We start from the raw sequence: 25,620 nt of genomic DNA, 5'->3' as shown, positions 1-25,620 counted from the left end.
TTAGGGGTGGTCGGCTGCTGGGATTGCGACTGGTAGGGCGAGGACCTTGCCGGTGCGGGGGCCTTTGGTCAGGCGGCCTAGGTTGTCACCGACGGTGTCGTTCAGGTGCCACTCGGCAGTCATGATGAAGAGGGTTCGGCCGGACGGGCCACCGAGGGCCAATGCGAACGGGGCTCGGTTCTCGGGGAGTTCGACGCGTTGCAGGACTTCGCCGCCCTCGGCGACGCGGACAACCGAGGAGCCGCCGGTCGAGACCCAGATCGCGCCTTCCGCATCCAGGCAGATCCCGTCGGGCCCGAGCCCTTCGGCGAAGACCCGCCGCCCTGACAGTCCTCCGTCCGGCTCGATGTCGAACGCGGTGAGCCGGCCGGCGAACGACTCGGAGATGACGAGCGTCCGGCCGTCGGGAGTGATCACCATGCCGTTGGGGAACTCGATCCCGCCCGCGACCTCGCGCACGCGTCCATCCGGTGTGACCAGTTTGATGTAGCCGGGCTTGGGCGCCTCGCCACCGGAGAAGTTGAAGTCGGCGCCATTGAGATACACGTGGCCGGTGCGGTCGACGACGATCTCGTTCGCCTTCTGGTCGGCGTGGACGACCACCGATCCGTCCGGCTCGTACCGCCGCAGTTTGTCCCCGGTCGTCAGCAGCCTGCCGTCCGGCAGCCAGTCGATGGACCATCCCATCAACTGCTCGACCGGTACGTCGGTGAACTCCGGCGTACCGTCGCCGTCGACAGCCACGATCTGCTGGTCGATCCAGTTGCAGAACCACAACCGCCCGTCGTGCCACCGCGGCGACTCGGGAATCCCCAGGCCACTCAGCAGAACCTTCGGTTCGGACATCACGTCACCTCATTCGTCGAAGCTTCCTTTTACTCCCTACACGAACCACCGCCAGCCAGATCGACAGGCCACCAAGAAAATCCATAAGCGATTTAAGTAAGACTCTTATACACTGCTCCGCATGACCACCCAGCACGGCGACCTGAGCGTCGCCGAACTGACCGCCGTCATCGGCGCCTTCACCCGGATGAACATCCGGCTGCCGTCGCGCCAGCGGCTGAGTTTCACGACGTTGTCCGTGCTGCACACCCTCGCCACCGTCGGCCCGCGCCGCCTGACCGAGCTGGCCGCCAGCGAGCAGGTCAGCCAGCCGGCGATCACCCAGATCATCACCAAGCTCGAGCAGGACGGCCTCGTGGAGCGCCGGCCGGACCCGTCGGACGGCCGCGCGATCCTGGTGCACGTCACCGCGAAAGGCAGCGCGATCGTCGACGGCCGCGAGGCCGAGCGGATCGCGCGCCTCACCGACCTCACCGCGCGGCTCACCCCGGCGGAGCGCACCGCCATCGCGACAGCCCTGCCGGCCCTGGCCCGCCTGGTCGAACTCCATCACGAGACGCCCAGAGAACAGGGGCGACCCGCCACTTCGTAGTACGGACGACCTAGGCCGCGGCAGCGGCTGGAGGAGATCACGATGATTCATGAGACCCGCCCGTTCCCGCTGGAACCGACGCCGATCCACGTGCCCGATGCCGTCCTCGCCGACCTGAGGCAGCGACTGGAGCTGACCCGCTGGCCCGACGACGCGGGCAACGAGGACTCGTACTACGGCCTCAAGCGCGCCACGTTGGAAGAGCTCGTGGAGTACTGGCGCACGGAGTACGACTGGCGCAAGGCAGAGGCCGCCATCAACGCCTACAAGCACTACCGGGTCGACGTCGACGGCGTACCGATCCACTTCCTGCGCAAGCCCGGCGTCGGACCGAACCCGACGCCGTTGATCCTCACCCATGGCTGGCCGTGGACGTTCTGGCACTGGGCGAAGGTGATCGACCCACTGGCCGACCCGGCCGCGTACGGCGGTGAGCCGGCCGACGCGTTCGACGTGATCGTGCCGTCGTTCCCCGGGTTCGGGTTCTCCACACCGCTACCGGACAACCCGGACATGAACTTCTGGAAGGTCGCCGACCTCTGGCACACGCTGATGACCAAGACCCTCGGCTACGACCGGTACGCCGCCGCCGGGTGCGACGTCGGCGCGCTGGTGACCGGCCAGCTCGGGCACAAGTACGCCGACGAGTTGTACGGCATCCACATCGGCTCGGGGCTGAAGCTCGACTTCTTCACCGGCGATCGGGCCTGGGACTTCAGTGGCGGACGGCCGATCCCCGAAGGGCTTCCGCCGGAGCTGCACGCACGGGTCCTGAAGTTCGACAGGCGATTCGCCGTCCATCTCGCAGCGCACGTGCTGGACTCCAGCACGCTTGCCTACGGGCTGTCCGATTCTCCTGCCGGCATGCTCGCCTGGATCCTGCAGCGCTGGAAGAGCTGGAGTGACAACGGTGGCGACATCGAGACCGTTTTCAGCAAGGACGACCTGCTCACCCACGCGACGATCTTCTGGGTGAACAACGCGATCGGTACGTCGATCCGCACGTACGCCAACAACAACCGTTACCCGTGGACCCCGTCGCACGACCGCTGGCCCGTCGTCGAGGCGCCCACCGGCATCACCTTCGTGGCGTACGAGAACCCGCCCGGGGTGACGACCGATCAGCGCGTCCAGAACTTCCTCGAGAGCGACCGCGCCGCCTGGTACAACCACGTGAACCTCACCGCCCACGACCACGGCGGCCACTTCATCCCCTGGGAGATCCCCACCGAATGGGTCACCGACCTCCGCCGCACCTTCCACTCCCGCTCCTGATCCACAGTGGGGGGTTATCCCCTCAGAGTGAGGGTTGGCGCGGGGTATCCACGCAAGCAACCCACACTTTGAGGGGATAACCCCCAAAGCTGTGGGTTCGCCCGAGGGTGGTCAGTCGTAGGCGGCTTCGGCCAGCCAGGTGGTTTGGCGGAGGGTGAAGAGCCAGGCGCGGCCGTCGGCGGCGACGAACTGGAAGCGGGCCTGGCGGGAGGCGGCGGCCGGGTCCCACCAGCGTTCGTCGGCGAGCCAGGGGCCTGCCCAGGCGACCACCTGGTGAAACTCGTTGCCCTCGGCAACTCGTACGCCGGGCGCGAACCGGAACCCGGCCGGGTCACCGGACAACGCACCACGGGCGCTCACCGCGACCAGTTGCCCGTCCGCGTCGAACACCTGCGCAGGCAGCGGTTCGGGATAGACCGTGGTCGGCACCGGCATCGGCCACAGCTCCGGGTGCGGAGAGACCGCCACGCCCGGCCAGGGCGCGTCGGCTGGATAAGCGGGCACCGGCCGATCGCCCCACGGAATCAGGGTCTGCCGCTCCAGGAAGCCGCGGCCGCCACCGAGTGCCACCGAGACGACCGCTCCATGGCCGAGCATGCTCTGCACCCGCGACAGCGCGCGGTGGATCCGTTCGTCGGGGCCGCCGCCCCACAGGCCGTCGACATGACTGCCGATCGGGTCGGCCTCCTCCGGGATCAGCCGGACCCGCACCACCGGCGAGGTCAGCTCGCTGGTCGCCGTCCCGCTGCCCTGCAACTGCCAGCGGACCCGATCGACCAGGTCGGTGGCGCTGAACCAGCGCGGATGCAGCCAGTCCCGCTCGTGGATCCGGCCGGACTCGGTGCCGACCTCGACGCGCAGCGTGGTGCAGACCAGGCCGAGCGCGGCCAGCCGGCCGATGAGCTCGTCGGCGACCCCGCGGACCGCGAACGCGACCTGGTCGACCCGGTCCACCGCCGGCTCGAAGTCCAGCGTCCGGGCCAGCTCGGGCGGCACCTGCCGGGCGACCACCGGGCGGTCGTCGGCTCCCCGGGCCAGCCGGTGCGCGAACGCGCCGTCCGGCCCGAACCTGGTCAGTACTTCGGCCGCCGGAAGCTGCGCGAACGCGCCGAGCGAGCGCAGCCCGAGTCGCCGGAGCAGATCGGTGAGAGCAGGCTGGCCGAGCGCGTCGACCGTGATCGGCGCCAGGAACTCCGCCGAGCCGCCGGGCGGGATCACCAGCACCCTGGTTCGGGGCGAACTCGACCGGGCGGCCTGCTCGGCGGCGAACGGCCCGTCGGCGACCCCGACCCGCCCACCCGGTACGTCGAAGGTCTCCAGCCGGTCGAGCAGCTTCTCCGCCGCCGCCTGCTCGGTCCCGTAGAACCGGGTCGGGCCGCGGGCCTTCAGCGCACACATGCCCGGCCGGATCACCTGGATGCCGGGAGTCAGCGCCTCCAGACAGCTGATCACCGGATCGAAGGCCCGCGCGTCGATCACCGGGTCGTACTTCAGCACCACCAGCTCGGGGCACCGCGACTGGGCATCCCGCGCCTTCAGCCCCTGCCGCACCCCTTCGGCCCGGGCAGCAGCCGAAGCCGCCAGCACCTTGCCCTTGGCCAGTACTGCGACCGGCGCGTCCGGGGAATGCCCGGCCGCCGTGGCTGCCGCCGTCACCGGCCAGTCCGGCACCCAGACCACCATCGTCCGGGTCAGACTCCCTTGCGCCGACGCAACCGGCGACCGCGCAGCAGCCATCACCCCACCGCCTCCCACCGCTCGTCACCCGGCTGCCCCGCGCCCAGCGGCCAGCCCGAGTCCAACGGCCGGCCCAAGTCACCCGGCCGGCCCGAGCCAACGGCCCGGCCCGACTCGACCACCCGGCCCGATTCGACCGCGCGGCCCGGGTCGCCGGGCTGCACCAGGTCGATCGGGCGCACCGAGCGGATGGAGCCGTCGACGGCGGGGAGCCAGAGCTGGTGCTGACGAGCTGCTCCGCGGCTGGTCACCGCGACGGTCGCCTGCCGCCCCGCGAGGTATCCCTCGCCCGCACCCAGCCCGGTCCACACATTGCCCTGAACCTCTAGTCGAGCTTCACTTCCCGGCCAGGACCCGACCGCGATCAGCATCGCGCCCCGGGTCCGCAGCCGGGCAGCCAATCGGGACGCCTCCCCCGGCGTCACCACACCGGGTGGCCTCACCACCACCACGGTCAGGGCATCGACCAGCGCCGCGACCACACTGAGCCAGTCCCGCTCCGGATCGGGCACCAGCACCAGCCGCTCCAGGTCGACCCCGAGCGCCCGGGCGGCCTCCGCCCCGAACGACGGCAGCCCGACCACCCCGCACCAGGCGCCCTCCGCGGACGGACCGGCCATCATCGCCATCACCAACGCGGTCGACCCGCGCACGGAGTACACCGAACCGCCCTTCAGCGACCCGGACAGAAGCTCGGAGACGGCCGGTAGCGTGGGCAGTGCCCGCTCGACGGTCGCGGTGTCCAGCGCCTGTTGCACCCGGGTCTCGGTGGTCCGCGGCGCCGGCACCGTCCGCACGGCGGCCGCCTCCTCCTCGGCCTCCCGGAGCCGGGCCGCCTTCTGCTCCTTGGCCCGCGCCAGCAGCGACCGTGCCTGATCGAGCGCGGTCACCCGGCTAGGCTCAGCCGGACGCGCTGGCAGCTCAACAGCAGGTGTCCCCGTCACTCCCCCATGTTCGAACACCTGTTCGATCGCTGTCAATCGCGCCCGTCCTTCGATTACCTCACCGACGCGATGAGTTCATCCGCGACCCACTGGGCAACCTTGGCCGGATAGGGCGCCGGAAGGCCCAGTACGACGTGCTCGAAGCCCGCGCCGACCGCCTCGACGATCGCCTCCCGGGTAGCACCGGGGTCGTCATAGGAGACCGCCAGATGGATCGAGCGGGTGATCGAGGCAGGGTCCCGGCCGATCTCCGCGCAGTACCGGTCCAGCAGGGCACTCCGGCGTACGGCGTCCTCGAGGTCGCCACCGGGGATGTTCCAGACGTCGGCGTGCTCGGCGGCGATTCGCAGTACGGCGGCCGAGCGGCCACCGATGACGATCGGCGGATGAGGACTCTGCAGGGGCTTGGGGTTGCAGAACGCCCCGGTGAGCTCGAGGTAGTTGCCCTGGAAGTCGAACGGCGACGTCTCCGTCCACAGCCGCCGGATCACCGTGCACGCCTCGGCGAAGCTCCCCACCGCATCGGCCACTTCATAAAAAGGCAGGCCATGCGCCGCGTATTCACGCCTGGCCAGCGGATGGTCGGGACGCGAGCCGACGCCGATCCCGAAGTCGAGGCGTCCACCGGAGACGATGTCGACGGTCGCGGCCATCTTGGCGAGCATCGCGGGCGGCCGGAACCGGTTGCTGGTGACCAGCAGCCCCAGGCGCAGCCGCTGGGTCTGTGCGGCCAGGGCGGACAGCAACGTCCAGCCTTCCAGTATCGGTCCGTCCGGATCGCCGCCGATCGGCAGGAGATGGTCGAACAGCCAGGAGTGCTCGATCTCTTCGATCGCGTCCGCCTCGCGCCAGACCCGGAGTACGTCGTCGTAGCCGACCTGCATCGGCGCGGTCATGATACCGAAACTCGGCATGCTCACCGCCTGCGCAGCGACGGGTCGAGCAGGGCCGGCGGGGTGTAGAACTTCTGCTCCGGTGCGAGGTCGATGCCCGGAGCAACAATCGCGTCGATCGCATCCAGGACGTCGGCGGTCAGCACGGTGTCCGCGGCGGCCAGCTGGGAGTGCAGATGGTCCACCGTGCGCGGACCGATGATCGCACTGGTGACGCCTGGGTGCGCGGTGACGAACCCGAGCGCGAGCTGGATCAGGGTCAGGCCTGCCTCCTCGGCGACCTTCACCAGTTGCTCGACGGCATCCAGGCGGACCTGGTTCGACGGGATGCTGAGATCGAACCACTCCGGCCGGGCGGCCGACCGATTGGTGGAGATCTCCTGGCCGGCCCGCACCGCGCCGGACAGCCACCCCGAGGCCAGCGGGCTCCACACCAGCACGCCGAGTCCGTACTCCGCGGTGACCGGCAGTACGTCGGACTCGATGGCGCGCTGCAGGATCGAGTAGCCGGGCTGCTCGGTGACGTAGCGGCTCAGGTGATGCTCCCGGGCCGCCCATTGCGCCTGCACGATCCGGTACGCCGGGAACCCGGACGACCCGAAGTACCGGATCTTTCCGGCCCGCTGCAGATCGGTCAGGGCCGACAGCGTCTCTTCGTCGCTCGTCGTCGGATCCCACCGGTGCATCTGATAGAGGTCGACGTGGTCGACTCCAAGCCGACGGAGACTGTTGTCGAGTTCGGTGACCAGCCAGCGGCGCGAGCTGCCGCGATGGTTGCGCTCCTCCCCCATCGGCAGGGTCGCCTTGGTGGCCAGGACGAGATCGTCACGGCGACCGGCGATCGCTTTGCCGACCAACTCCTCCGACTCGCCCTGGCCGTACATGTCGGCGGTGTCGACGAGGTTGATCCCGGCCTCGAGGGCCGCGTCGACGATCGCGGTCGCCTCGTTCTGGTCGGTGCGGCCGATCGGGCCGAAGTTCATCGCGCCGAGCGCGAGCGTGCTGACCTGGACGCCGGTCCGGCCGAGCGTGCGGTACTGCATGACAATCTCCTCGAAGTCGCTACTCTGGAATAAGCGGAACGATGTTCCGCTAACTACGATACGGAACCTTGTTCCGTTTAACAAGGAGGGCCATGACCGAGAAGCCGCGGAAGCGGGCCGACGCCCAGCGCAACGAGCTGAGCCTGCTCGACGCGGCCGCCGCGACCTTCGTCGCTGCCGGGGTCGACGCGCCGGTGCGGGACATCGCGGCCAAGGCCGGCGTCGGGGTGGGCACGATCTACCGCCACTTCCCGACCCGGGCCGATCTGATCGTCGCCGTCTACCGGCACCAGGTGGAGGCGTGCGCCGAGGCCGGACCGGCCCTGCTCGCCGCGAACACCTCGCCGCATGCCGCACTGGCCCAGTGGATCGATCTCTTCGTCGATTTCCTGGTCACCAAGCACGGCCTGGCCGGCGCGCTGCGGTCCGACAACGCCGCCTTCCAGACTCTGCACGCCTACTTCCTCGACCGGCTCGTACCGGTCTGCGGCCAACTACTGGACGCCGCCGTCGCGGCCGGCGAGATCCGCGACGACCTGCAGCCGATCACCTTGATGCGCGGGGTCGGGAACCTCTGCATCGGCGCGGAGAACAATCCCGACTACGACGCCCGTCGCCTGGTCGACCTCCTCATCACCGGCCTGCGACTCAAATAGGCTCAGCGGCATGGAGTTGCTGGCGGAAGTCGAGAAGCATCACGAGGACCTGGCGCGCTGGCTCGGGAGCGAGGCGGAGCCGGCGCTGCTCGACACGCTCCGCGCCGCGCACCGGCCCGACTTCACCTTGGTCGCGATCGACGGGGTCAAGCTCGACCTGGACAGCCTGCTGACCGGACTGGCCGGCGCGCGCAACGCCGTACCGGGGTTGACGATCGGGATCGAGGAGTTCGAGGTCGTCGTACGGACTGCCGACGTGGCGGTCTGCCGGTTCCTCGAGCGGCACTCGGTCGGCTCGTTGCGGCGGACCGTCGCGGTGCTGACCGCGGATCCGGCCGGCCGTAACGGGGTCCGCTGGCTGAGTGTGCAGGAGACGCCGGTTCTCTGATTCTGCGAGAGTGGGCGGTATGCCGAGAACGATTGCCACCAACACCAAGGTCGACACCGAGGCGCTGCTCGAGTTCGTGCGGCCCCGTCATCACATGCTGCTGGTCACCCGGCGTACCGACGGGTCGCCGCAGGTCTCCCCGGTCTCCGGCGGGGTCGACGCCGAGGGCCGGATCGTCATCTCGTCCTACCCCGAGCGGGCCAAGAGCAAGAACGTGAAGCGCGATCCGCAGACCGCCGTGGTCGTGCTGTCCGACGACTGGAACGGGCCGTGGGTCCAGATCGACGGCAGCGGCGAGGTGATCGAGTTGCCCGACGCGGTCGAGCCGCTGGTCGACTACTTCCGGTCGATCTCCGGCGAGCACCCGGACTGGGACGAGTACCGCGAGGCGATGCGCAAGCAGGGCAAGTGCCTGATCCGCATCACCCCGCAACGCTGGGGCCCGGTCGCCACCGGCGGCTTCCCCGCCCACCTCGCGGACTGAGCCACTGACGACGAACACCACGCCGTACGACGTGACGCCGACCCACGTCGTACGGTGCGACGCCGGCTGACCCTCAGCTCGGTGGGCGGTCTACAGCGGGTCAGTCCTTCTTGTAGCGGCGTTCCATCGTCTCGGTGATGCGCTGCATCGCGCCTTCGAGGTGTTCGCGCAGGGCGGCTTCGGCGCCGGCCTCGTCGTGGGCCAGGCAGGCGTCCAGGATCGCCTGGTGCTCCCGCCGGGTCTGCTCGATCCGGGCCTTGGTCTGCCGTGAGCCGAACCGGTAGCGCTCGCTGTTCTGCCACACGGGCTCGATCGCCCGCGGCAGCCAGCGCGACCCACCGGCCCGGTAGATCGCGAAGTGGAACTCGGTGTGCGCCTGCCGCGAGGCGATGATGTCACCCGCCTTCGACAGCCGGACGTGCTCGGCCAGCGCAGCCCGCGCCAACGCGGCATCGGAGTCGGCGAACCTGGTCGCGGCAGCCCGTACGGCGAGGCTCTCCAGGGCGAGCCGGGTCTGGTGGGTGTCGCGCAGGTCCTCCATCGACAGTTCGCGAACCCAGGCGCCCTTGTGCGGCACGATCTCGACCAGCCCGAGCGCCTGCATCCGGCGCAGCCCTTCGCGGATCGGCATCTGGCTCATGTCCAGCCGCTTGGCCAGCTCCTCGAGGCGCAACGCCGTACCGCTGGGCAGCTCGCCGGACAGGATGAGCTCGTGCAACTCGGCGGCGGCTTCTTCCGCCAGCGTACGACGGCCGCTCGGTCCCCCGGGCGTGAGCTCGAGTCGTCGGGTCATGGGGTACGGGTTACCTCTCTCCTGCACGGCACTCACGTCTGCGAGGTAACCGTAGCTGGGAGTTGGCATTCACGTGCACTCCGACAACAGTTTGCCCGCGCCGTGATCACTGCAGCCCACTGAGGTCGAGCAGCACCCGCCGGTCGGCAGTAGCAGCGCCTAGGAGGTCCAGTGCATCCTCGGCATCCCTTGCAGGCATCAGTACGACGTCGGGCTGTACTGCGGCCGGCGCGATGTCAGCGAGCACCTGCGCAACCGTTCCCGGCTCGATGGATGTGCGCTGCATGTTCACCGGCAGTACCCGCAGGTCGCGACCGATCAGCTGGTGCAGGTCGAGAGTGGCGAACTCCCCTGCTGTGTAGCCCAGTACTACGACCCGCCCGCCCGGGGTGATGTGGCTCATCACGCCACTGGTGACGGGACCGCCCACAGTGTCGATCGCCGCGTCGCACCACTGCAGCTCGCGTCCCACCTGGCCCAGCTCGTCCACGCGGACGATCTGGTCCACCAACCCGGACAGTACGTCGACAGACTCTCCCGCGCGCGCCAGGCCGATCACCTTGGCGGCACCGGCCGCCCTGGCAACCGCAGTACACAACCGGCCCACCAGCCCCGTCGCACCGGTCACCACGACGGTCTCTCCCGCCACCACAGCACCAACTCGCCGTACTGCGGTATGCGCGGTCAACGCAGGCGCCAGCATCGCCACTGCGGCAGCCGGGTCGAGGCCGGCCGGCAACGGATGCAGCGAACCATCCGGTACTACGGCCAGTTGTCCCCAGGTGCCCGGCAGGGAGACTCCGACGCCGCCACCACGGATCACCACTTCGGTGCCGGCCGGATACCTGTCCGAACTCAGCACGACGCCCGCACCCTCTGAGCCAGGGACGAACGGCGTCTTCAACTGCTGGGGCAGCTTGCCGGCCAGCACGGTCCGGTCCAGTTGGGTGACAGCCGCCACCCGCATCTCGACCAGGGCTTCCCCCGGTCCCGCCACCAGCTCGATCTCCTCGGCCTTCAACTGCTGGCCGGGCCCGTAGCTGCGCAGCACGATGCCGTTCCGTGCGCTCATCCACCCACCCCACTCATGCCGGTGCCCCCGCTTACGATTTGATATCTGATCACATCTCGGCCCGGACGAAAAGTCCTTCTCATCCTTCGGCCACCCCCTGGCCGGCCGCGCCACCGAGCGGTCTGGTCAGCAGTTCGCTCGCCTGTGCCCGCCCGGAATCGACTTGATCGCTGCCCATCGGGAACGGCCAGTCGCTGCCGGCCAGCACCCGGTCCGCACCGAAGGTCGCCTGCAGCAACGTCAGGACCGCGGGATCGTGCACCAGGTCGTCGACATAGAACTGTCGCAACGCATCCGCGACGGACAACGACGGCGGCTGGATGCCCGGCCGAGCCGTGTCGATGCCGCGTTGCCAGCGGCCGGCCAGAGCTGCCGTCACTCCCCCACCGTGGCAGAGACAGAACCGGATCCCAGGGAATCTCCCGGGAACGTCAGTGAACACCAGCTCAGCCGCTGCAAGCCCTGTTTCATAAGGGTTTCCGAGCAGGTTCGACAGATAATGGGCAGCCAATCGCTCATCCGGGCTGTGGCCCGGGTGGATCAAGGTGAACGCCTCCAGTGCGTCCAGCACCTGCCACACCTCGTCCAGTCCGGCGAAGCCCGCAGTACCGAGGGCGAAGCCGCTGAAGACTCCCTCGGCCGCCAGCGACGAAGCAACTTCAGCAGCGGCCGGGTCATGGAGTGGAAGGTGGCCGAGCACCCGCAGGCGAGGTGCAGCCAACTCGCGCAGTCCTTCGTTGAGTAACGTGGCCCACTCGACGCCCAGCTCATAGCGGAACAGCGCAGGCGGCACGGACACCACAGCGCCGTCCAACTGTTGCTCGTCGACCCACGAAAGCAGTGCTGCGGGATCGCCGAGCTTGCGGAGCGGCAGCCGTTCGTTGCCGTCGACAACCAAGTGGTCGCTGTCGACGGCCAGCCCGAAGCTCCCGACCGCCGCCAGCACCGTCGGCGGGATCAGGTGCGTGTGGACGTCCCAGCCGGCCATGTCAGCGGGCGTCCGCATCGTTGTCGTAGAAGGACGGACGCTCGGGGTAGTGCGGGCCGTCGTACATCTCCAGCAGGACAGAGGTCTCCTCTGCCAGCGTCGGGCCGTGGGTGACGCCCTTCGGGTTCCAGTAGAAGCTGCCCTTGGTCAGCGTGGTCCCGGTCGGCAGGTACACGTACCGCCCGGACAGGCAGAACATGAACTGGTTCGACGCGTGCCGGTGAGCCGACGGGATGCCGCTGCCCTTCTCGAAGCGCACCAGCGCGATCGAGGCTTCGGTCTTCTCGTCCCGCCACAGCATCTTGTGGGACAGCCCGGCCAGGGACTTGTCCACCCACTCCAGGTCGTCCGTCTGCAACAGGATCTCGTGGAACTGCTCGTCGAAGCTGCTCATCAGCCGTCCTCCCCAGTGCTCACGGGAAAACTCGGTACTGGGCGGCCGGTGATTCCACTGTAAAGCTCTTCGGCGACACCGGGACGCATCGGGGTCACCGCCGCGATGTGCCCGTCAGGGCGAACCAGTACGACGGTGTCCGCCGGTACGCCGTACCGACTGGTCGCGATGCTGCCCGGGTCGAACAGGGAGCGGTCGCGCAATCCGGAGTCGAGCGGAGCGTCCCAGCGGGAGATCGCGAAGTGCCGGAGCGCCGGCGAGTCGTTCACGGGGATCTCCGGTCGGCGCCGGACGTCGGTGAAGTACAAGGCCACAAAGGAATCCCGGCACAACCCGTGGATCGTCTCCCGCCCGAGTGGGCCGTGCAGTGCGAGGTCAGGAGCGCGGTCACCGGCCCGGACAGCCGGTGGTTCAGCACTGGTCATCACCATCGACCAGTCGCCTTCACCGTCCACATCCAGCCGTACTCCGAGCAGCGTCCGCGTATAAGCGGTGGCCCAGTCACTCCCGGCAGACGTCACCGCACCCCGCTGGTGCGACATGTACTTGCGAGCCGCCTCGGCCATCTCACCGGAGCCGTTGATCGCTACCGGTCGCTGCTCCTGCTCGTAGCCGTCGAGGAGCTCCGGCGAAGCCCAGCCTCGCAGTACCCAGGCAAGTCGCCAGGGGAGGTTGGACGCGTCCAGAGCTCCGGTGTTGAGGCCCAGCGCCCACATGGGGGTGATCAGGTGTGCGGCGTCGCCCATGAGGAAGACCCGACGCTCAGCGGACCAGTGATCGGCCACGCGGTGATGGACGTTGTAGACGACGGTGCCGAGCAGTTCGATCTTGTCCACCTCGCCGATGAACTGCTTCACCTTCACCAGCAGGTCCTCGTCGCCCGGCGGCTCCATCCCTTCGCCCAGCGGGAACAGGAACCGCCAGCACTCCGGCTGCCGGATCAGCACCATCCACTCCGACCGGTCCGCGAAGTACGCCAGGTACGGATAGTCGCGCGCGTTGGTGACGTCCAGGTCGACCACGACGTCGATCAGCATGTACCGCTCGGGCAGTGTCTCGCCGGAGACGGTCGCGCCGAGGGCGTCCCGCACCTTCGACCGCCCGCCGTCGCAGGCGAGCAGGTGCGAGGCGAGCAGCTCGCGCGGTCCGTCGGGCGTGGCAAGCCGTAGTACGACGTGGTCGTCGACGAGCTCGAACGATTCAAGCTTGTGCGAGGTCAGCACCGAACCGCCCGCGCGCTCCAGCGCCGCGGCCAGGATCGGCTCCATCGTCTGCTGCGGCAGGTTGATCACGAACGGGAACTGCGTGTCGTTGACCAGTTCGGCGAGCTGGACCGAGGCGCGCGGCGTGTTGGTGGCGCGGTCGATGTCGCCGATCTCGTCAATCCGTAGCGCGGCCGCGAGGATCTCGTCGACGCAGCCGTAGCGGTTCCAGATCTCCAGCGTCCGGGTCAGCGTCGTACCGGCCTTGGTGTCGGAGGACAGCACGGCGTCCTCCTCCAGCAACACGAACGGCACGCCGTAGTGGGCGAGGCCGAGCGCGGTGGTCAGGCCGATCGGACCCGCGCCGACGACGGCAACGGGCAGCTGGGACTGTGCTGAGGTCACTCGGGGATCTCCTAGAACTCTTCGAGCCGGGCGAAGGCCCGTTCCCGGGTCAGCTGGGAGCCGGTCATCGCCGCCGCGTCGGACAGCAGGAACAACAACGGGCCGACCACGTCCTCGGGGTCGCCGATCCCTATGGTGTCGCGCCAGTGCTCGCGGTCGGCACCGAGGTTCGCAGTACGGAACTGGTCCGTGTCGATCACGCCTGGCGCGATCACGTTCACGCGCACCCGGTGCTCGGCCACTTCGGCGGCCAGCGTCTTGGCGAAGGCGACCAGCGCGGCCTTGCTGGACGCGTACGCCGCGGCGCCCGGGTACCCGGTGGCGGCCATCCCCGAGGTGAACACGATCACCGAGCCCGCCCGGCGCTCGATCAGGTGCGGGACCACCGCCTGGCAGACCCACACCACGCCGTCCAGGTTCACCTGCAGCGTCCGGGTCCACTCGTCGGGGTCGAGGTCGACCACGGCGGACCGGGGCTGGACGGCGGCGCCCGCGACCAGCCCATCGATCCGGCCGTGCCGCTCGATCACCCCATCGACAGCCGCGGTCACCGCCGCGCGATCGGCGACGTCCACCTCGACGTACTCGACCGCCTGGTTCTCCGGCGCCGTGATGTCGAAGACGACCGCCGTCCCGCCGCACGAGACGACCGCCGCTGCCAGTGCGGCACCGATACCCCGAGCGCCACCCGTGACGATCACGACCTCGCCGGTCGCGTCGAAGCTCACCTTCACGACGACCCCTTGTCCTGGTGCCGGGAGGTCATCGTCTCGGTGATCCGCTGCACGGCGCCGTCCAGGTGTGCCCGCAACGCTTTCTCGGCCGCGTCCGGGTCGTGGGCGACACAGGCGTCGAGAATTGCCTGGTGCTCTTCGCGGTTCCGCTCGATCTGCGCAGCGGTCTGCCGGCTGCTGAATCGGTACCGTTCGCTGTTCTGCCAGACCGGCTCGATCGCCCGGGCCAGCCACTGCGACCCACCGGCCCGGTAGAGCGCGAAATGGAAGTCCGCATGTGCCTGGCGAGCCCCGATCGAGTCCTCGCTGTGCGACAACCGCAGGTGATCGGCCAGAGCGACCGTGGCCTGCCGCTGGTCGTCCGCGCCGAAATGCTCGGCCGCTGCCCGTACGGCGAGACTCTCCAGCGCGAGCCGGGTCTCATGGGTGTCGCGCAGGTCCTCCAGCGACAGCTCACGGACCCAGGCGCCCCGATGCGGAATGATGTCGACCAGCCCGAGCGCTTCCAGCCGGCGCAGGCCTTCGCGCACCGGCATCTGGCTCATCTCCAGCCGATTCGCCAGCTCGACCAGGCGCAACGGCGTACCGCTGGGAAGCTCGCCGGACAGGATCAACTGGTGCAGCTCGGCCGCGGCGGTCTCGGCCAACGTACGACGGCCACCTCGGCCACCGCCGGGCAACAACTCCAGCGAGTTGTTCATGAGAGCTCCTGGTAGACAAGGGTGTTCCGCAGCTCGCCGAGCTTGTCGGAGCGCGTGATCACCTCGTCGCCCGCTTTCAGGAACACCTGTGGCTCGCGGGCGTTGCCGATCCCGGCCGGCGTACCGGTGAGCAGCAGATCGCCGGGCCGCAGCGTCATCCCGAAGGACAACTCGCTGACCAGCGTCGCCACGTCGTACGCCATCTGCTTGGTCGAGGCGTCCTGCATGACCTCGCCGTTGAGCAGACACTGAAGGTGGACGTCCTGCGGATCGCCGAGCTCGTCGGCGGTCACGATCCACGGCCCGAGCGGCATCGTCCGGTCGATGCTCTTGCCCTTCAGCCATTGGCCGCCGTGAGCGCGTTGCAGGTCGCGCTGCGAGATGTCGTTGGCCAGCGTGTAACCCCAGACGTGGTCGAGCGCCTCCGCGACCGGGATGCTCCGGCCGGTCTTGCCGATGACAAGTGCGAGCTCGGCCTCGTAGTCCCACTTGGCCGAGATCGCCGGGTCGTACGCTATGTCGTCGTACGGGCCGATGACCACGTCCGGTCCCTTGGTGAAGAAGGTGGGATGCTCCGGCCGGTCGACGTCCTGACCGTCGCGCTTGCCCTTGCTCTCCTCGAAGTGGTCCCAGTAGTTCCAGCCCGTACAGAGGATGTCGCGCCGGAACCGCCGTAGCGGCGCGAGCAACGTGACCTCGGCCAGCGCGACCCTCGGCAAACCCTCGAGATCCAAGGGCATACCGGCCTCGATCACCGCCACCAGGTCGGCATGAGGCAACAGGACGACGTCGTCGCCGTCCAGTACGCCGGGCTGCTCGCGCCCGGCGTGGTCCACCGTCACGAAGCGCATCTCAGACCCACTCGACGCCGCGCACGCGATCACCCACTCCGGTCACGGAATCACCGCGATCGCGCTGATCTCGATCAGGTAGTCGGGATGCGCCAGTTTGCTGACCTCGACCATCGTTGACGCAGGCAACGGTTCGCTGAAGTACTGCGCGCGGACCACATGGATCTTCGCGAAGTCCTCCATGTTGCGGACGTACACGTCGACCCGGCACACGTCGTCGAGCGTCCCACCGGCCTCGCGGACCGCGGCCTGCACGTTCTCGCAGACCTGCCGGGTCTGCTCGGAGATGTCGCCGACGCCGGCGACGCTGCCGTCGGGCCGGCGCGCGGTCATCCCGGAGACGAACACCAGCCGCCCGGTCGCCTCGATCGTGGTCGCCTGCGAGAACACCCCGTTCGGCGCGTGCAACGCAGTACTGGTCAGTTGTTTCTTGCCCATCAGCGCAGCACTCCTCCAGCCGGTACGACGGCGCCGACCGCATGCGCGGTCGCGAGCAACCCGTCCAGCCCCGACTTCTCGATCAGTACGCCGTTGCGCCGCTGGTACTCGGCGCGCTCGGCCTCGATCTCGCCGGGCAGGTAGAGCCGGTCGACGCCGGGCGCGGTGGCGCTCCCCCGGACCCGGGCCGCCAGCGCCGACGAGCGCCGTTTGAAGCCCTCGATCCCACCCAGCAACTCCGGGTCGATCGCGAGGAACAGATGCGCGCAGTCGTTCGGCCGGGCCGGCTCGCGATAGAGCGGCCGGACCTGGTCGCCCCAGCCGCCACCACTGAGCACGCCGGTCAGGACGTCGATCATCAGCGCCAGCCCGAACCCCTTGTGCCCGGCCGCCGGCAACAGCATCCCGAGCACCGCGGCCTGCGGATCCGTGGTCGGTACGCCGGACGGGTCCGTCGCCCAGGTGTCCGGGATCGGCCGGCCGGCCGACTCCGCCAGCCGGATCTTGCCCAGGGCAACGGCCGACAGGGCCATGTCCAGCACGATCTCCGGCCCGGCGTCGGTCGGCACCGCGATCGCGAGCGGGTTGTTGCCGACGATCCGCTCGGCTCCGCCCGGAGCCGGCATCAGCGGGGTGGTGTTCGACATCGCGATCCCCAGCCGGCCGGCCCGCGCGGCCTGCATCGCCCACCGGCTGGCCGCACCGAAGTGATGCGCGTTGCGGACCGAGACGAGCCCGATCCCGTAGCGCCCGGACCGTTCGATCGCATGGTTCATCGCGTGCGGGCTGGACAGCTGACCCATTCCGCCGCGGGCGTCGACGACCATCGCCGCACCCGCGTCGTGGACGATGTCGAGAACGTGCTCGCGGGTGACGCCGCCCGCGTTCAGGCGTTCGACGTACATCGGCACCAGCATCACGCCGTGCGAGCTGACCCCGCGCAGGTCGGCCTCGACCAGGGCGGCGGCGATGTTCGCCGAGTCGGTGGGTTCGAAGCCGAGCGCGGTGAAGACGGCCGAGACGGTCGCCTCCAGCCAAGCAGGCCGCACGAGCACGCGCCGGTCCGAGTCAGAAGCCTGGGTAGTCACCGGTTCTCCCGCGCCCAAGGCAGTAGGTAGTGCTCCAGTAGGACGAGGCCGTAGAACAAGACGATGCTCATGATGCTCAGCAAGGTGATCCCGGCGAACGCCAGCGCGGTGTCGGCACTCGAACCGGAACTCTGGATCACGTAGCCGAGCCCGCCGGTGGCGCCGACGAACTCGGCGATCACCGAGCCGATCACGGCCAGCGAGATGGCCACCTTCAGGCCGGTGAAGATCTGCGGCAGCGCGTGGACGAAGCGCAACCGGAAGAACTCCTGGGACTTGGTCGCGTCCAGCGAGCGGAGCAGTTCGACCAGCTCGGCCGGGGTGGACTTCATCCCGCTCGCGGTCGAGATCACGATCGGGAAGAAGCAGACCAGCAGCACCATCACGGCCTTCGGCCAGGACCCGAAGCCCATCCAGACCACCAGCAGCGGCGCGACCGCGATCTTCGGGATCGAGTTCACCGCCAGCAGCAGCGGATAGAGCAGCCGCTCCACGATCACCGAGCGCACGATCAGGAACGCGATCGGCAGCCCGGTCACGATCGACAGCAGGAACCCCCCGACCGTCTCCAGGAACGAGACACCGGTCTGCTGAAGCAGGTAGCCCGGCTGGTCGAAGAACGTGGTCACCACGTCGCCCGGCGTCGGCAGCAGGAAGGGCTCGATCGAGAACACGATGACGGCCAGCCACCACAGCCCGAGCGCGGCGAACAGGCCAAGCACCGGCAGAAGGATCGCCGCCGACCGCGAGCTGGTCAGCCAGGACCTCTTCGTCATCGCCGCCCCTCGGACAGTGAGTCCTGCTCCTGCTCCGGCAGCGGGGACTTCTCGGACAGCAGACCGTGCAAGCGGCCGCTGATCTGCGCCACCTCGGTCAGGTGCGCGTTCTGCCCGAGGCTGCGCGGCCGCGGGATGTCGATCTCGACGATCTCGCGCAGGCGGCCGGGCCGCGGACTCAGCACGACCACCCGGTCCGCGAGCAGCACGGCTTCCTCGATCGAGTGGGTGACGAACACGATCGTCGTGGCCAGTTCCATCTGGATCCGCTGCAGCTCCTCGGACAGCTCCGTCCTGGTCAGCGCGTCGAGCGCCGAGAACGGCTCGTCCATCAGCATCACCTTGGGGTCACGGATCAGCGAGCGGCACAACGACACCCGCTGCTGCATCCCCCCGGACAGTTCGTGCGGGAGCCGGCGCTCGAACCCGGTCAGCCCTACCAGCTCGAGCAATTCGTGTGCCCGCTCGCGGTACGCCGCCTTGTCCTTGCTCTTGTCTTTTCCACCGGAGATCTCGACCGGCAGCAAGACGTTCGACAGTACCGAGCGCCAGGGCAGCAAGGCGGGTCGCTGGAACATGAACGAGACGTCCCGGCGCGGCCCGGTGACCGGTTCGCCGGCCACCTCGATCGCGCCGTACGTCGGCGGCAGTAGTCCCGCGATCAGCCGGAGCAGGGTGGACTTGCCACACCCGGACCGGCCGATCAACGTGACGAACTCGTTCTCCTGGACGTGCAGGTCGATCCCGTCGACGGCCTGGATGCTGCCGCCACGGCCCTCGAAGACCTGTCCTACGCCGTCCAGCCGGATCATGTCAGCCCTTCGGTGCCAGATCGCGGTCGACCACGTCGGCCGGGTTCAGTGAACCGGCCGGCTTGATCTCCCCCGCGTTTTCCAGGGCCTTGAGGATCCTCTCCACCCGCTCGCCGTCGGCCTCGCCGAGCTCACCGGTGAAGCCGTCCGGCTTGACGTAGGGCTTCATCAGGTTGAGCTCCGCGACGGAGCCGTCGACCGTGCGCTTGGGGTCGTACTTCTGCAGGATCTTCGCCGCACCCTCGGGGTCGTTGATGGTGTCCTGCAGACCCTTCAGCAACGCGCTGGTGAACTTCTTCACCTGGTCCGGATGGTCCTTGGCCAGGTCGGAGCGGGTGATGATCGCGTTGCCGTAGAGGTCCGGCAGCTTGTCGCCGTACGGCAGGACGACGGCCTGGCGATGCTTCGGGTCCGCCTTCTCGACCGTCGGCACACCGACGACGAACTGGCCGATCCCGTCGACCGTGCCGGCCGCCAGCAACTGCGGCAGGGCGGGCGGCGGCGACGGGACGAACTTGGTGGTCTCCCAGCCCTTGATCCCGGCTGCCTTGGCGTAGAGCGGGAACATCACCGTGTTGGTGGAGCCCGGCTGGTCGCCGATCTTCTTGCCGGCCAGGTCCTGCGGAGTGTTGATGCTGCCGCCCTTGAGCGCGACGATCGCCGCCATCGAGCGCTGGTGGATCATGCCGACCGTGGTGACCGGCATCTTCTGCTTGCCCATCGTGATCAGGATCGCGGTGAAGTCGCCGATCCCGTAGTCCGCCTGGCCACCGGCGACCAGTTTCAGCACGTCGACCGTGCCACTGCCCGGCTTGATGGTGACGTCGAAGCCGGCGTCCTTGAAATAGCCCTTCTCCAGGGCGACATACGCATAGGCCTCGCGGCCGAAAGTGTTGAAAGACGTCAGATAGGTGATTTTCTGAAGTGATTCGTCCCCGTTCTGGCCCGCTTTGTCGTTGTTGCACGCACTGACCAGAGCTAGTGCGAGTACCGCCACAATGGCGGCGGCAGAGCGCCTGAACCTCATCCTGGACTTCTCCTCTCCGATATTTGATCAAACATCAAATATGGAAGGGTGGTCAATCGGCCGCTGGGGACTTCACAGTGTCTTTACGTCACCGTTCCGGCACCCCTGGAGCCCGATTGCCGCCCGTCCTGGAGCCGTTCCCCATACCTGTCCGAACCCGGACGGGCATCCCGCCCCGACCACAGACCGTACCCGCCCGGACAGCAGATCGCGACGTCCGATCTGCCTGTTCGTGTCCGATCGACGACAAATTTGTGTAAACCCGCTGCTTTTGTGATCTGGGTCATGAGACCGCTCTCTGACCAGCTCCCCCGCCCGGTCACCGTGTCACCCGGCAGAGGGATTCGGGCCGGGGCGGCGTTTGGGAAGATGGCCGGGTGGCGAACGTGCTGGTCCGGGGGTCGACCTACCTGCGCTGGGTCTACCTGTTGCTCGGCGCCGCGCTGGTGCTCGCCTTCATCCTGGTCGACAGCGCACTGATCTCCCTGCTCAACGAGCTGCGCCTGCCCGCCGTACTGATCGGCGTGGTCGTGGTGCTCGTCATCGTCGTCCCGCCGGTGGTGCTGGGCCTGCTGCCCGCCGTCCGCGAGGTGGAGGGCATCGCGGTCGAGTCGCTGCTCGGGGTGCACTTCGAGGAACGGCCGCTCGGCCCGGCCCGGACGTGGCCGCAGCGACGCCGGACCACCACCTGGTTCTGCCTGCACCTGGTGGCGGGCGGCTTCGTCGGTGTTCTCAGCACGATCGTCTTCGGCCTGGGCGCGGTCCTGCTCGCGGCACCGTTGCAGTCGCGGGGGTCGCACGAACTGATCCCCGGCATCGATTACACGGTGCACGCCCGCTGGACCGACTACTGGATGCCGCTCGCCGCCGTCGTCGCGATCCTCGCGCTGTTGTTGCTGTCCTCGGCAATCGGCGCCCTGCTCGCGTACGCCGCCCCACGCGTCCTCGGCCCGACTCCAGCCGAGCGGATCGAACTGCTCGAGCGACAGACCGCGACCCTTGCCGAGCGCAACCGATTGGCCCGCGAGCTGCACGACAGCGTCGGCCACGCCCTCAGTCTCGTCACGATCCAGGCAGCGGCCGCCCGCCGCGTGCTGGCCACCGATCCCGCCTTCGCCGAGAACGCCCTCGCGGCGATGGAGACCTCGGCCCGGGCGGCACTGGCCGACCTCGACCATGTCCTCGGGCTGCTGCGCGAGGACCGCCGGCCGGGCGCGGAGAAGGCTCCGCAGGCGACCCTCGGCGACATCACCCGGCTGGTCGAGTCGACTCGGGCGGGCGGCATCAGCGTGGCGGTCCAGCGGGAGGGGCGACTGGAGGAACTTCCCGCTGCCGTGTCCCGGGAGGCCTATCGGATCGTGCAGGAGGGCCTCACCAACGCGATCCGGCACGCCGGACGGCCGGCGGACCAGCTGGAGGTGGCGTTGTCGATCAACCTCGGCACCAACGGGCTGCGGCTCGAACTGACCAACCCGGTCACGGCCGCCGCCTCGAGCCAGCCGGCCCGCGCCGGTGGCGGCACCGGGTTGGCCGGTATCCGTGAAAGGGTCGCCGTACTGCGTGGCTCCGTCGAGGCGGGCCTGGTGCGGGACCAGTGGCGGCTGGCGGTCACGCTGCCGGTCGCCGTGACGACGAAGGGAAGACCGTGAACGACGTCTCGGTGGTCGTAGTGGACGACGAGCCGCTGATCCGGAGCGGACTGCGCGCGATCATCGACGCGGAACCGGACCTGACCGTCGTCGGCGAGGCCGGTGACGGCGCCGAGGTTCTCGCGGTCGTCCGCCGGACCCGGCCGCACGTCGTCCTGATGGACGTGCGGATGCCCGCCGTCGACGGCATCCAGGCCACCCGGCTGCTGCTCGAAGGCGTCGACCCGGCTCCGCGCGTGCTGGTCGTCACCACCTTCGAGAACGACGACTACGTGTACGACGCGCTGCGCGCCGGCGCATCCGGCTTCCTGCTGAAGCGGACTCCCCCGGACGACATCATCGCGGCGATCCGGACCGTCGCGAGCAGCGAGTCCCTGCTGTTCCCGGAAGCGATCCGGGCACTGGCTCTGGCCCACGTCTCCACCCAGCATCCGACCGGACTCGAGCGTTATCAGTTGACCGAGCGCGAGCAGGAAGTGCTGCGGTTGATGGCGAAGGGGTTGTCCAACGCGGAGATCGCGGCCGAACTGATCCTCGGCGTACAGACGATCAAGACGCATGTGGCGAACACGCTGGCCAAGCTGGGGGCTCGCGATCGCACTCAGGCGGTCATCCTGGCGTACGAGTCAGGCTTCGTGTCGCTGCACTAGAGGCTTCAGGGTTCGGCTGCACCAGAGCTTTCAGGGCTCTGTGGTCAGGCCCTCTTCAGCGAGCGCGCACGCGTTGTGCAGCGGGTCGACGGCGTCCGCTGTCACCGCGAGGCGCTGGAGCAGCGTCCGGAACACCGTCCGCTCGCCCTCTCCCAGACTGCCGAGGACTTCTTCCTCGGCCTGGCCGAGGCGGCGTTCGAGATCGCAGAGCGCTTCGCGACCCTGCTCGGTCGCCACGATCAGCCGTGCCCTGCGATCCGTCGGATCGGGCTGCCGCTCGACCAGACCGGCCTTCTCCAGGTCGTCGAGCAGATACGTCATCACCGTGCGGTCAACATCGAGCTGGGCAGCCAGATCGAGCTGGCGCTTCGGCCCTGACCCGACCGCGGTGGCGAGCACCTGGTAACCGCGCGGGCCACCCGGTACGTCGTCCAGCGCCTGGGCGGAGCGCTTCGCATACCGCCGGAAGACCACGCCGAGCGCCCAGCCGAGGTCGGCTTCGACCGACGTCCCGCGGACCTGGCGGGCCCGGACGTCCGTCGGCGGCGATGAGCTGGTCACGAAAGTCAGTCTACGTGGTCTACGCCACCCGGAATACGATCTGACTTGAATATGTTCTGCTCCACAGACTATCTTCAGGACAGCTCATTCGAGTCAGTCCCGACAACTTTCTGGAGAGCAAGACATGACCACCCTGCTTCGCATCGACGCCAGCATCCGGGTCGACGGATCCGTCAGCCGGGCCCTCGCCGACAGCGCCGAGGCCACCTGGAAGGCCGAGCACCCTGACGGCGTCGTCGTACGGCGTGACCTCGGCCGGCACCCGCTGCCAGGTGACGCCTGGCCCGCCGTGATCAGCGCGGACCTGGGCTTCGCCCCGGACGCCGACGCGACCCGCGCCGACCTCGCGGCCGCCCGGGCACTGGCCGCCGAACTCAGCCAGGAGATCCGGAACGCGGACGCGGTCCTGCTGGCCGTCCCGCTGTACAACTACGGCATCTCCCAGCATGTGAAGACGTGGCTGGACCTGCTGATGACCGACCGCGAACTCCTGGCCGGCGAGGTCCTGCGGGACAAGCCGGTCATCTTCACCCTGGCCCGCGGCGGCGGCTACAGCCCCGGTACGCCGAAGCACGGCTGGGACCACGCGACGCCGTACCTGGAACGCATCTTCGGCGAGGTGTTCAACATGAGCATCCGCAAGGCCGTCGCCGAACTGACGCTCGCCTCGGTCACGCCGGGCATGGAGCCGCTGATCGACGCCGCCAAGGTCTCCGAGGAAGAAGCTCACGTCGAGGCCGAGAAGCACGCCGCCCTGGTCGCCCGCTCGGTCACCGGTGCCGCGGCCTGACCTGAGCTGACCAGGGCTGGTCCCGCTGGGCGCCGTACTCGAGTCGGCACCCGCCCGGGATCAGCTCGCCTGCCAGACCGACAGCGTCACCGACAACGTGACCTCCACCGGATCAGCCAGTACGGCGATCCGCTCCGCCAGCTCCTCCGGCCGCAGGTGCCGAGCACTCGGCGTCATCGCGACCAACCGCTGAACCGACCGGTGATCGAGCCGCATCCCGACCTCGATGCCCGTCGCAGCCGTCTCAACGAAGTCTGATGCCAGCGAAACGCGCAGGCGGCGGTCCTTGTCCTCGTCGACCCGGACCATCCCGAGTACTGCGATCAGCTCGGTCAGGTGCGCCTGGTTGGGCGTGACCACCAGCAGCGTTCCACCCGGGGCGAGCACCCGCCGCATCTCGGGCGCATTGCGCGGCGCGAACACGTCGAGCACAACATCGGCGACCCCGTCCCGCAGCGGCAGCTCCTTCCACGCGTCACACACCACGGACCCGATCCGCTCGTCCACCTTGGCCGCCCGCCGCGCGGCGTACCGCGACACGTCCAACGCGATCCCCACCCGCTCCCCAGGCGCCCGTTCCCCGGCTGCACCGTCTTCCGACGGTCCGGGCTCCGCTGGGCGAGGCTCGGCGATGACGCCGGCGAGGTAGTACGCCGTACCGGCTCCTACTTCGGCGAAGCGGGTGGCTTCCGGTGGGGTGTGGGCGATCAGCGCGTCGCGGATCGGGGCGTAGTGGCCGCCGGCCAGGAAGGCGGCGCGGGCATCGACCATCGCGGCGCTGTCGCCCTCGATCCCGGTCGATGCGGAGGGCAACAAGTTGAGGTAGCCCTGCTTGGCCAGGTCGAAGGCGTGGCCGCGCAGACAACTCGCAGTACGGGCGGTCAGGGCCAGGGCGTCGGCGCAGACCGGGCATCGCAACAGAGAAACGAGGTCCGGGCGCACACCAGGAGGTTAGCCGTTGACGTCCCGGCTGGTGAGGCGCGCCCAGGCCGCGGCGTAGAAGACCGCCAGGTACGCGCCCTGCATCAGCAGATTGCGCCCGATCTCATGCCAGTACGGCGGATCCCGGAGCAGGTCGGCGAACGAGGTCCAGCCGTACATCAACAGCCACGGGTGGATCACGTGGATCTGCGGGATCGCGCCGAGGATGCCGAACACGATGAACGCGCAGAAGGTGGCTGCCATCGCGGCCAACGGCGTCGAGGTCAGCGAGGACACGAACAGACCGATACCGGCCAGCCCGAGCAACGAGGTCGCGATCAGCAGGGCGATACCGAGGGCGCGGAACAATCCGTCGGCCAGCGACACCGTCGTACCGGACAACAGCACGACATCGCCGACGGGGAAGAGCACGATGCCTACGATCAGGCCGGACACCCAGATCGTCATGGTCGCCGCCAGGCAGAACAGGGCCAGCGCGACCATCTTCGCCGCGAGCAAGCGGGATCGACCGGCCGGCGCGGTGATCAGGTTGCGCAGCGTGCCGAGGCTGGCTTCGCCCGCCAGCGACTCCCCCGAGATCACCGTGACCGCGGTCGGGAGGAAGAACGGCAACGACAAGGCCAGACTGGCAACGACCAGGAAGAATCCGTTGCCGGCGACCTGGCCGAGGAACCCTTCGGCGTCGCCGGATGATCCGGACAACTTGATCGCCACCCCGATCAGGATCGGAACAGCGGCCAGTACGGCGAGCAGCACCCACGTCCGGGCCCGGCCGAAGACCAGATGCAACTCCGACGCGAACAACGCCACGGTGTGCCGCCCCGCACTGGGCCGTGCCACCGGCGTCCGCTCCACCACCTCAGCCGCCATCAGCTCTCATCCCCCGCGG

The 25,620-nt window shown here is 68.9% G+C and carries 29 protein-coding genes; 8 read left to right on the top strand and 21 right to left on the bottom strand.

What is annotated here, in order from left to right:
• Entirely contained in the window at nt 1–846 is an 846-nt protein-coding gene (locus tag DIZ26_RS13660; RefSeq protein ID WP_112241014.1) for an SMP-30/gluconolactonase/LRE family protein, read from the bottom strand.
• Between the two features lie 121 nt (nt 847–967).
• Here DIZ26_RS13660 and DIZ26_RS13655 point away from each other — a divergent pair, with 121 nt between their 5' ends.
• Nucleotides 968–1,438: a MarR family winged helix-turn-helix transcriptional regulator gene (locus DIZ26_RS13655; RefSeq protein ID WP_112241011.1), complete on the top strand. Its 471-nt coding sequence runs from the start codon at nt 968–970 to the stop codon at nt 1,436–1,438.
• A gap of 42 nt (nt 1,439–1,480) precedes the next feature.
• Nucleotides 1,481–2,713, top strand: a complete 1,233-nt coding sequence (locus DIZ26_RS13650; RefSeq protein WP_112241009.1) for an epoxide hydrolase family protein — start codon at nt 1,481–1,483, stop codon at nt 2,711–2,713.
• Between the two features lie 111 nt (nt 2,714–2,824).
• On the opposite strand, the gene DIZ26_RS13645 is transcribed toward DIZ26_RS13650, so the two are convergent.
• From DIZ26_RS13645 to DIZ26_RS13630, 4 genes are all read right to left on the bottom strand, one after another.
• Complete coding sequence (locus DIZ26_RS13645) at nt 2,825–4,450, bottom strand: DNA polymerase Y family protein (RefSeq protein WP_198676070.1); 1,626 nt, start codon at nt 4,448–4,450, stop codon at nt 2,825–2,827.
• The gene (locus tag DIZ26_RS13640) at nt 4,450–5,340 is read right to left on the bottom strand and encodes a hypothetical protein (protein WP_232828321.1); all 891 of its coding nucleotides are present in this window, start codon (nt 5,338–5,340) and stop codon (nt 4,450–4,452) included. The genes DIZ26_RS13645 and DIZ26_RS13640 overlap by 1 nt, the downstream gene beginning before the upstream one ends.
• Before the next feature lie 107 nt (nt 5,341–5,447).
• A complete protein-coding gene (locus tag DIZ26_RS13635; protein WP_112241007.1) occupies nt 5,448–6,308 on the bottom strand; it encodes an LLM class flavin-dependent oxidoreductase in 861 nt (286 codons plus the stop codon).
• A gap of 2 nt (nt 6,309–6,310) precedes the next feature.
• Nucleotides 6,311–7,330, bottom strand: a complete 1,020-nt coding sequence (locus DIZ26_RS13630) for an aldo/keto reductase (RefSeq protein WP_112241005.1) — start codon at nt 7,328–7,330, stop codon at nt 6,311–6,313.
• 92 nt (nt 7,331–7,422) lie between these two features.
• Here DIZ26_RS13630 and DIZ26_RS13625 point away from each other — a divergent pair, with 92 nt between their 5' ends.
• The 3 genes from DIZ26_RS13625 to DIZ26_RS13615 are packed head-to-tail and all read left to right on the top strand — an operon-like array spanning nt 7,423 to nt 8,858.
• Nucleotides 7,423–7,986 (top strand): TetR/AcrR family transcriptional regulator, encoded by a 564-nt coding sequence (locus tag DIZ26_RS13625; protein WP_112241003.1) that lies wholly within the window; start codon nt 7,423–7,425, stop codon nt 7,984–7,986.
• 10 nt (nt 7,987–7,996) lie between these two features.
• On the top strand, nt 7,997–8,374 hold the full coding sequence (locus DIZ26_RS13620) for a hypothetical protein (RefSeq protein ID WP_112241001.1): 378 nt from the start codon (nt 7,997–7,999) through the stop codon (nt 8,372–8,374).
• 19 nt (nt 8,375–8,393) lie between these two features.
• The gene (locus DIZ26_RS13615) at nt 8,394–8,858 is read left to right on the top strand and encodes a PPOX class F420-dependent oxidoreductase (protein WP_112241000.1); all 465 of its coding nucleotides are present in this window, start codon (nt 8,394–8,396) and stop codon (nt 8,856–8,858) included.
• Between the two features lie 100 nt (nt 8,859–8,958).
• Here DIZ26_RS13615 and DIZ26_RS13610 read toward each other — a convergent pair whose 3' ends face one another.
• The 13 genes from DIZ26_RS13610 to DIZ26_RS13550 form a co-directional block, all read right to left on the bottom strand.
• Entirely contained in the window at nt 8,959–9,651 is a 693-nt protein-coding gene (locus DIZ26_RS13610; RefSeq protein ID WP_112240999.1) for a GntR family transcriptional regulator, read from the bottom strand.
• Between the two features lie 106 nt (nt 9,652–9,757).
• On the bottom strand, nt 9,758–10,723 hold the full coding sequence (locus DIZ26_RS13605; RefSeq protein ID WP_112240998.1) for a quinone oxidoreductase family protein: 966 nt from the start codon (nt 10,721–10,723) through the stop codon (nt 9,758–9,760).
• A 79-nt stretch (nt 10,724–10,802) separates the two neighbouring features.
• Nucleotides 10,803–11,729 carry an amidohydrolase family protein gene (locus tag DIZ26_RS13600; RefSeq protein ID WP_232828320.1) on the bottom strand — a complete coding sequence of 309 codons (927 nt, stop codon included), beginning with the start codon at nt 11,727–11,729 and terminating at the stop codon, nt 10,803–10,805.
• Nucleotides 11,713–12,105 (bottom strand): cupin domain-containing protein, encoded by a 393-nt coding sequence (locus DIZ26_RS13595; protein WP_112240994.1) that lies wholly within the window; start codon nt 12,103–12,105, stop codon nt 11,713–11,715. Before DIZ26_RS13595 ends, DIZ26_RS13600 begins: the two co-directional genes overlap by 17 nt.
• Entirely contained in the window at nt 12,105–13,712 is a 1,608-nt protein-coding gene (locus tag DIZ26_RS13590) for an FAD-dependent monooxygenase (RefSeq protein WP_112240992.1), read from the bottom strand. The genes DIZ26_RS13595 and DIZ26_RS13590 overlap by 1 nt, the downstream gene beginning before the upstream one ends.
• Nucleotides 13,713–13,723: 11 nt before the next feature.
• The gene (locus DIZ26_RS13585; protein WP_112240990.1) at nt 13,724–14,446 is read right to left on the bottom strand and encodes an SDR family NAD(P)-dependent oxidoreductase; all 723 of its coding nucleotides are present in this window, start codon (nt 14,444–14,446) and stop codon (nt 13,724–13,726) included.
• Nucleotides 14,443–15,147, bottom strand: a complete 705-nt coding sequence (locus tag DIZ26_RS13580; protein WP_112240988.1) for a GntR family transcriptional regulator — start codon at nt 15,145–15,147, stop codon at nt 14,443–14,445. Before DIZ26_RS13580 ends, DIZ26_RS13585 begins: the two co-directional genes overlap by 4 nt.
• Entirely contained in the window at nt 15,144–15,998 is an 855-nt protein-coding gene (locus DIZ26_RS13575) for a fumarylacetoacetate hydrolase family protein (RefSeq protein WP_112240986.1), read from the bottom strand. The genes DIZ26_RS13580 and DIZ26_RS13575 overlap by 4 nt, the downstream gene beginning before the upstream one ends.
• Nucleotides 15,999–16,040: 42 nt before the next feature.
• Nucleotides 16,041–16,436 (bottom strand): RidA family protein, encoded by a 396-nt coding sequence (locus tag DIZ26_RS13570; protein ID WP_112240983.1) that lies wholly within the window; start codon nt 16,434–16,436, stop codon nt 16,041–16,043.
• Nucleotides 16,436–17,524: an Ldh family oxidoreductase gene (locus DIZ26_RS13565; RefSeq protein ID WP_112240981.1), complete on the bottom strand. Its 1,089-nt coding sequence runs from the start codon at nt 17,522–17,524 to the stop codon at nt 16,436–16,438. The genes DIZ26_RS13570 and DIZ26_RS13565 overlap by 1 nt, the downstream gene beginning before the upstream one ends.
• Nucleotides 17,521–18,300 carry an ABC transporter permease gene (locus tag DIZ26_RS13560; protein WP_112240979.1) on the bottom strand — a complete coding sequence of 260 codons (780 nt, stop codon included), beginning with the start codon at nt 18,298–18,300 and terminating at the stop codon, nt 17,521–17,523. Before DIZ26_RS13560 ends, DIZ26_RS13565 begins: the two co-directional genes overlap by 4 nt.
• Nucleotides 18,297–19,112 (bottom strand): ABC transporter ATP-binding protein, encoded by an 816-nt coding sequence (locus DIZ26_RS13555; protein ID WP_112240977.1) that lies wholly within the window; start codon nt 19,110–19,112, stop codon nt 18,297–18,299. Before DIZ26_RS13555 ends, DIZ26_RS13560 begins: the two co-directional genes overlap by 4 nt.
• A gap of 1 nt (nt 19,113) precedes the next feature.
• On the bottom strand, nt 19,114–20,139 hold the full coding sequence (locus DIZ26_RS13550; RefSeq protein WP_112240975.1) for an ABC transporter substrate-binding protein: 1,026 nt from the start codon (nt 20,137–20,139) through the stop codon (nt 19,114–19,116).
• 377 nt (nt 20,140–20,516) lie between these two features.
• On the opposite strand from DIZ26_RS13550, the gene DIZ26_RS13545 reads away from it, so the two are divergent.
• Both DIZ26_RS13545 and DIZ26_RS13540 read left to right on the top strand, forming a co-directional pair.
• Entirely contained in the window at nt 20,517–21,788 is a 1,272-nt protein-coding gene (locus DIZ26_RS13545) for a sensor histidine kinase (protein WP_112240973.1), read from the top strand.
• Nucleotides 21,785–22,438 carry a response regulator transcription factor gene (locus DIZ26_RS13540; protein ID WP_112241186.1) on the top strand — a complete coding sequence of 218 codons (654 nt, stop codon included), beginning with the start codon at nt 21,785–21,787 and terminating at the stop codon, nt 22,436–22,438. Before DIZ26_RS13545 ends, DIZ26_RS13540 begins: the two co-directional genes overlap by 4 nt.
• A gap of 30 nt (nt 22,439–22,468) precedes the next feature.
• Here DIZ26_RS13540 and DIZ26_RS13535 read toward each other — a convergent pair whose 3' ends face one another.
• The gene (locus DIZ26_RS13535; protein ID WP_112240971.1) at nt 22,469–22,999 is read right to left on the bottom strand and encodes a MarR family winged helix-turn-helix transcriptional regulator; all 531 of its coding nucleotides are present in this window, start codon (nt 22,997–22,999) and stop codon (nt 22,469–22,471) included.
• A 124-nt stretch (nt 23,000–23,123) separates the two neighbouring features.
• Here DIZ26_RS13535 and DIZ26_RS13530 point away from each other — a divergent pair, with 124 nt between their 5' ends.
• Nucleotides 23,124–23,789, top strand: a complete 666-nt coding sequence (locus tag DIZ26_RS13530; RefSeq protein ID WP_112240969.1) for an FMN-dependent NADH-azoreductase — start codon at nt 23,124–23,126, stop codon at nt 23,787–23,789.
• A 60-nt stretch (nt 23,790–23,849) separates the two neighbouring features.
• On the opposite strand, the gene DIZ26_RS13525 is transcribed toward DIZ26_RS13530, so the two are convergent.
• Nucleotides 23,850–24,731, bottom strand: a complete 882-nt coding sequence (locus tag DIZ26_RS13525; protein ID WP_112240967.1) for a putative RNA methyltransferase — start codon at nt 24,729–24,731, stop codon at nt 23,850–23,852.
• Nucleotides 24,732–24,740: 9 nt separating this feature from the next.
• Nucleotides 24,741–25,601: an ABC transporter permease gene (locus DIZ26_RS13520; RefSeq protein WP_112240965.1), complete on the bottom strand. Its 861-nt coding sequence runs from the start codon at nt 25,599–25,601 to the stop codon at nt 24,741–24,743.
• Between the last annotated feature and the right edge of the window lie 19 nt (nt 25,602–25,620).

The sequence above is a fragment of the Kribbella monticola genome (assembly GCF_003261635.1).
GTDB classification, from domain to species: domain Bacteria; phylum Actinomycetota; class Actinomycetes; order Propionibacteriales; family Kribbellaceae; genus Kribbella; species Kribbella monticola.
This window is presented reverse-complemented; position numbering and strand designations above follow the sequence as displayed.